General features: G+C 49.5%; 9 protein-coding genes. All 9 read right to left on the reverse strand.

What is annotated here, in order from left to right; translation table 11 throughout:
• Positions 1-85 precede the first annotated feature (85 nt).
• A complete protein-coding gene (locus MVO87_RS04810) occupies positions 86-1249 on the reverse strand; it encodes a discoidin domain-containing protein (protein ID WP_297552384.1) in 1164 nt (387 codons plus the stop codon).
• A 4-nt stretch (positions 1250-1253) separates the two neighbouring features.
• Positions 1254-1667 carry a hypothetical protein gene (locus MVO87_RS04815; protein WP_297552386.1) on the reverse strand — a complete coding sequence of 138 codons (414 nt, stop codon included), beginning with the start codon at positions 1665-1667 and terminating at the stop codon, positions 1254-1256.
• Between the two features lie 5 nt (positions 1668-1672).
• A complete protein-coding gene (locus MVO87_RS04820) occupies positions 1673-2041 on the reverse strand; it encodes a hypothetical protein (RefSeq protein ID WP_297552388.1) in 369 nt (122 codons plus the stop codon).
• A gap of 4 nt (positions 2042-2045) precedes the next feature.
• On the reverse strand, positions 2046-2309 hold the full coding sequence (locus MVO87_RS04825; RefSeq protein WP_297552390.1) for a hypothetical protein: 264 nt from the start codon (positions 2307-2309) through the stop codon (positions 2046-2048).
• A complete protein-coding gene (locus MVO87_RS04830; RefSeq protein ID WP_297552392.1) occupies positions 2306-2503 on the reverse strand; it encodes a hypothetical protein in 198 nt (65 codons plus the stop codon). Before MVO87_RS04830 ends, MVO87_RS04825 begins: the two co-directional genes overlap by 4 nt.
• A gap of 107 nt (positions 2504-2610) precedes the next feature.
• Positions 2611-3600: a hypothetical protein gene (locus tag MVO87_RS04835; protein ID WP_297552394.1), complete on the reverse strand. Its 990-nt coding sequence runs from the start codon at positions 3598-3600 to the stop codon at positions 2611-2613.
• A 5-nt stretch (positions 3601-3605) separates the two neighbouring features.
• Positions 3606-4574, reverse strand: a complete 969-nt coding sequence (locus tag MVO87_RS04840) for a hypothetical protein (protein ID WP_297552396.1) — start codon at positions 4572-4574, stop codon at positions 3606-3608.
• An 84-nt stretch (positions 4575-4658) separates the two neighbouring features.
• Complete coding sequence (locus MVO87_RS04845; protein ID WP_297552398.1) at positions 4659-4853, reverse strand: hypothetical protein; 195 nt, start codon at positions 4851-4853, stop codon at positions 4659-4661.
• Between the two features lie 96 nt (positions 4854-4949).
• On the reverse strand, positions 4950-5894 hold the full coding sequence (locus MVO87_RS04850) for a hypothetical protein (protein WP_297552400.1): 945 nt from the start codon (positions 5892-5894) through the stop codon (positions 4950-4952).
• Between the last annotated feature and the right edge of the window lie 374 nt (positions 5895-6268).

Consider the following 6268-nt stretch of genomic DNA (forward strand, 5'->3'; position numbering starts at 1 on the left):
GCCACTCGCTCCGCTAACTTTTTACGCTTCTCACTCTCACGCTTAACCCTCGACGCCATTTAGCTCACCTCACAATAAAAAGAATTCAAGACATATGAAGGAGTTTTACCAGCTCTTTAAGGTCCTGCACGATTCCAGTGAGTTCTTGGACGTGTTTCACATTTACAGTTCTTGATTTTTGTAAGTCCCTCTGAAGACTGCTTATCCTTGACTGGATGTTGGCAAACTTGCTCACGTACCTCAAGCGCACGTTTGCACCCCGCATCCAAGGCTCGGGACCAGAACCATGACCGTGCTCGCTTGCAACTCTCTCGACAAGCGAGGAGTAATATTGGACTTCCCCGATCTCGACCGGGTTGGCTCCCTGGTCGTCGAGGTAGATGCGGATGTACCTTGCGTAAGTGGCATAGAACCCGATTTCCTGCCATGAGTTGGGTTGGGGTGGGGATTTTTGTTTGTAAACCGGTGTCCAGTTTGTGGCGTCCGTGCTGACTTCCACAGTGAACGCGTTCGGCACGTTGGAACCCCAGTAAACTCTCAACCCGGAGATGATCTTTGGTGCGCCTGCGTCAACATAAATCCATTCTCCAGAATTGGAGGTGGTAGGTTTCCAGAATGCTGTAGTTTCGTTGTCATAAACATATGGAGTTGTTGGTCTAAGAAGTTTAATTTCGTCAAGACTGATGTTGGTTGTGACTCCTGGAGCATAAATGTGATAGAAATATATGCGGAGAGTAAAAGTTCCTGCTAATGAAGATACATCCATAGATATTTTTTTCCATGTAGGAACGAGTTGGCCATGATAGTCATATAGAACAGTAGTATTACTGCCATCGTCTACTTCAACAATTAATCGCGCAGACGTGTCAGTTCCAGTGCTGTTGGTTATTGCAAAGGCCATTTCAAGAGTAGTATCTTTTGGATCTATATTTATTGATTTTTGTACTCCTGCTTTATAATAATTGCTAGAACCAGTTGACGAATTGATTGATATGTAGAGTTTTTTAGGTGAATAATATCCACTGTCTAACACAGAAAGAGAGACTGTAACATAGTTATCGGGATCTACTTCGTATATGGTAAAATCTTCTGTTGTACCATCGTCGAAAGAACCTATAATAGTTTCTTCGATAGCAGATGATGATGCGGTTGCATTATTGGGGATAATGTAATCACTTGTAGCTGGTTCGGGAAGTTTAACGCGTGCTTTGGGGATTGGCCAGACTCCTGCTTTAAACGGCATTCTCATCACCTCACTTTGCCATTATTACAATCGTAACCTTGTCCCCAGCACTCCCCGCCGGCTCAGTTCTGATCCTCACGTATCGTGAGGCATTGTAGAACCCTTCACTAATTGAGGTATACCCGCTCCAAGTGTGCACGTCCTCAATCCAGTTCACTCCGTCCGGTGAAACGTCCATATGAACCGTTGGAGAAGTCGTGGATCTCATATAAACCTCCAGCAACTGGCGGTTTTCCGTGTCAAGTGTAACCGTCTGGGACTGTGTAGCGTCCACATCCCATACTGCTGAATAGAGTATCGGTGCAAGGCTCCCCGTTTCAGGATCCACCGTGTCCTCTGCCTTGACCGGCTTAATGTTCGATCCCACTTCCGTATAATTAAGGTGGGAGAAGTCCTTCCGACCTTTTAGCTCCTTAACCGGCATTCCCCTCACCCTCCGTTAATGTAGCGCAGTATTTCGATTTCTTCAGGTGTAAGAATTTCCAGATAGCCGGTGATGTAGTGGTCGTTAGAGTCGTAGTTTACTCCGAAGATTTTCATTTTCCCCTGCCTGACTGGCAGGATGGAGTACCAGAAGTCGAGATTGCTATCGTCGCCGGTAAAGTAACGCTCAAGGCCGGTATCCCTCGGAATTCTCACTCCATCCTCAGTCTCGAACCTTATTCCAGCCGTGAGACTCCAACCCGCTGGGATGTCAATATAAATGTGAGTTAGGTATCCATCCGGAACCTCAAACTCTCCAAGGAGAGTATCAACGTTAGTATTCGCGGGAATCTTCACAGTAAACGGGAAAATCATTCTCTCACCTCCTAAGCTTCCTTAATCTCTCCTCATACTTCCTCACAATCGCGTAAGCCTTCCTCTTCTTCCCGACCAGCTTCTCGCTCCTCTTAATCACCGTCGTGCGGAGAAAGACCAAGCGCCTCATGGCGGTAGCGTAGGGAATCCTCCCACGCTTGTAGTCCTCCAGAATAGCCTTGCAGATGTCCCGAACTTCCCTGAGGTTGTCGAGGCCTTTCTTGCCAGTGTCCTTCACGCGTCTGCCGAGGTAAATGTTCCTGGTCACACTCTCACCTCCCTTCCCTCAAGCCGGCTTATTCTCTGCTCGTGGTTGAAAATGCGGTCCTCAAGCTCGTCCACGCGGTCCATAATGCTCCGGAGAACTTTCTCATTCGCCTTTGAGGTTGCGTAAGCTGTGAGAAGTGCAGTGACTGCTGGAGTAACTATCGCGCTCACTATCGCGAGCTCATCCGGAGTCATTTCACCTCACCCGCTCTAGGAATTTCTTAAACTCAATCTGGAAGGCCATCCACAAAAGGAAGAGAATGAACCCCTGAATGATTGTATCCTTATCCAGCCTCATGCTCTCACCTCGCGTAAATGTTTGGATGCCTGATCACTGGTGGAGAATAGACTTTTCCAGGTTTGGCCAGATACTTCTCGGCTCTCTCTTTGTAGTATTCAGTAGGACTCCCTCTGGACTTGTAGGCCGGGACTAGCCTTGAGGTGCTTGGGGGAGTTATCCCGTACTTAGAACAGGTCCTTCTCCAAGAGGGATGAGATAGCGCTTCTGGACAGTTCTTCGCCACGTACTCGCACATCTCTTTTTCGCTCATCTTCGCGGCTTTATCAGCGGGGATCTCACACTTTGAGTTGCTCCTTCTCTCAAGAGTCGGCTGTGGCTGAGGCTGTTTCTTCTCCTTAGCCTTCTTCTCCGCGTCAAACTTTCTCCCCCACTGAACCAGCTGGTCAAGGCTCATACTGCTCGGGTCCTTCCCCTCAAGCTTGAGCCTGTACTTGACCGAATCCAGCCACGCCTTGAAGTTCGCGTAATCCGAGAAGCCGTACTTCCTCGCTAAGCACTCTTCCTTGGTCATCAGCTCCCCGCCAGCGTAAGGACACTTGACCACGTTGTTCACTACCGTTTCAGTGTACCAGCCGCCTGCAAAGGTCTTAGTCTCGCCTGGTTTAACTTTCGTGCCGTACTTCTTGATCTCCCCGGTCTTGTGAAAGTCTTTAGGCAGTGTAACCTTTCCAGGCTCCCACTCTGCACCGCCATAGTGGAGGTTGCTCATGGCCTCATTGTACTCAGGAGTGTTTTGTTTACCCGTTATCGTTCCTTTAATGATCGTCTCGATGTCCCTGGCAGTTTGCTCCACCCTGTTTGGAAGATCCGATGGATCCAAGATCTCCCTAGCGTTGTGAATCCACTCCTCCACTTTGTGACCTAGGTCCTTGAACAGGCCGAAGAGTTTGTAGAGTGCGTAAATGATTGCTATAAACGAGATGAAGTAGAGGAGAATCTGAAGAAGCTGTCCGTAACCTCCGCCTGAGTCCACTTTAATGACCTCTGCCATAACTGTCACCTCTTCGCGAGTGCAAGGATAATGAGTGCTATTACCAAGTACTTCAGCAGCTCATCTCTACGCTGAGGCTGCACTGCAGTAGTGGTTATCCTGATTGCCTCGCCAGTGGGTGGTTTTGGTGCTGGCTTTGGAGCTGGTTTAGGCGCTGGCTTAACAACAGGCTGTGGTTTCGGGATAACCGACGGTTCCTTCTCAGGCGGCTTTGGCGCAGGAACATTCTTCACTCCAGTATTCTGCTCAAGCTTTTTGAGAACAGGTGACTCCTTGGGTTTCGGTTTTGGTTTAGTAGGTTTGGGAATTGGCTTTGGTGCCGGTTTAGGCCGGGAGATTACTCCCTTTTCAGGAATCACACTGTGAGGAGGCTTCGGAATCTGGGATCTTTCCCTCCCCGGCACAAATATTCTCTCAACGTCGCTCCGTTTGATCTTGTTGTTTGCCAGCTGGATGTATGCATAAAAGCCGCTCGTGTATATGGTCCTCCCATCCGTGAGTTTTATACCAACTCTATCAAACTTCTTCAAAAGATATGGACGTTCCTTCAAGGTCTCTGTATCTGGTAGTGTAATGTCTGGCTCCCCAGGAACCGGTTTGGTAGGGAGAACATGCTGATTCTGGTCCTTAAACCCACCAACCTTTGAGATAGGCTTTAGCGGTAGCTTCGGAGCTGGAAGTATCCTCCCTGCGGGAATTACATCCTTTGAAGGTTTCGGTGCTGGCTTTGGCGCTGGTTTAGGCCGTGAAAGACGCTTGTACATTACGTAATACTTACCTTTCCTCGCTAGGATATAATCAATCTCCCACTTTCCATCAAACTTCCCATTCTTAATGCGATTTACAGCCAGCCATCCCGGCGCTCCAAAGCCTGAATGTATGCCAGGACGTGGAGAATAAGAGAGGGTTATGTAATCATACCTCTTCAATATCTGCGGGTTCTTCAACACTTCATTTAAGTCCCTAACCTCCAATTTTACCACCCCACGAAAATTGATTTAAACCGGCTGATTTTAGCCAGCTGATTTGAGCAACAAAACCATGAAAAGGAAGAGAAGTCAAGCCTGCTTCTGCTCCTGGTACTCCTTCTCAGCAAGGTTAATCGTAACCGCTGCAGTGAAGCCAACCGCTGCTGCAAGTTCCGGAGTAATGCTCGGGAACACGTTCTGCGCCACTCCTCCGATAATGTAAAAGAGAGTTCCAAAAGCAAGTCCATACGGGAGAGAAGTCATGATGCGCCTACCCATCGCCATTTAACTCACCTCCTCCGTCTCCTACTCCTCCGGGTCTTCCTCCGGTGGGAAGTCCGCCGGTGAGACTTCCTCCTCTTCCTCGCCATCCCCATCGCCTCAAAGGCTTTTGACCTGCGGAACGACCTCGTGGCTGATGTAGCGGATCTTACCCGCAGCGTTGGTCTTAAGCGCAATCTTGAAGGTTCCGCTGGCCTCCTCGCGGAGGTCAAGGCCTCCGAACACGACCTCCCTGTCATAGTCGAACATAGTCATACCGGTTGGAACGCTCGGAAGCTTGTACTGAACCTTGTCCAGCTCCCTGCTCGTCTCGTAGTCGATCTTGTAAAGCTGTATCCTTGCAGGCCTAGTCCTGACAAGCGCGTACTTGTCCACAATGTCAGCTCTCTCCCCGGCATCGTTGTAGAACACAAGGAGTGCACGCTTGAGGACCGAACCGACCGGGAGCTCGAAGACCTCAGTCAGCTCGCCGAGCGCGTTAAAGTTCTTCTCGATGGCATAAACCTTCGGCTCCTCAATGAAGATCTCACCGTATTCCGCACCAGCGTAAGTCATCGCGTAATCCTCGGCGCTCTCGTAAACCTCCTTGTCGAGAGTGACTTTGATGGAAGCGTCGCTAACGCTAACGTCACTCGTTATGTTAGTGTTCCAGTCCACGCGAATCTGAAGCTGATCCTTTATGAGTGCATGAATCTGGCCGGCGTCAAGCACGATGAGGAACTTAACCTCCTTGCTCCCGCCGGCTGGAACGGTAACCGTATCGTCGAGGCTAAGCGCCTTCCCGTGAGTGTCGTAGATGTTCAGGTAAGCAATGTCCGTTCCCCTGAGCGCGTAGTGGACGACGTTACCATTGCTGACGACGCGAATCTCGTTGATGGCCTTGAGAACGTCCTCCATGCTGACGGTAGCGTCAGAAGTTCCGGAATTGCTGAGGGTGATTTTAGCAAGCAAAGCAATGCTGTCGATGACGCCGTTCCTCGGCAGGTCGATGGACTTCACCTGAAGGGTAAGAACGTCATCAAGAGTCTCCTTAACCTTATACACTCTTCTCACCTCCTGATTTTACTGCCTCGCCTTCAGACCTTGTTCTTCAGGAACTTCTCCCAGATGTAAAGCGCGGCCAGAACGCTCAGCATGTTCACGAGGAAGTCTCCCGTAAAGATCTCCTTCCACTCCATCTCTCCTCACCTCTCAAGCTCTCGCTTTGAGGCCGTGAGGCCTCGGCATAGAATAAGGCCTGAGAGTATTTAAGCACTGAACCAGAAAAAGGGAGAAAACGGCAGAAATCGGTAGAAAACTCCTCACGATGATTTTTTCAGCACCTGCTTGCTCAGGTGATAGAGGTGCTTAACCGCCATGCTCCTTGAGATTCTCTCCTTTCTCACTCCCAACTGTCTCGCCAGGCTTTCTCTCACTTC

Origin of the sequence: Thermococcus sp., from assembly GCF_027063845.1 — an archaeon.
GTDB lineage: Archaea > Methanobacteriota_B > Thermococci > Thermococcales > Thermococcaceae > Thermococcus.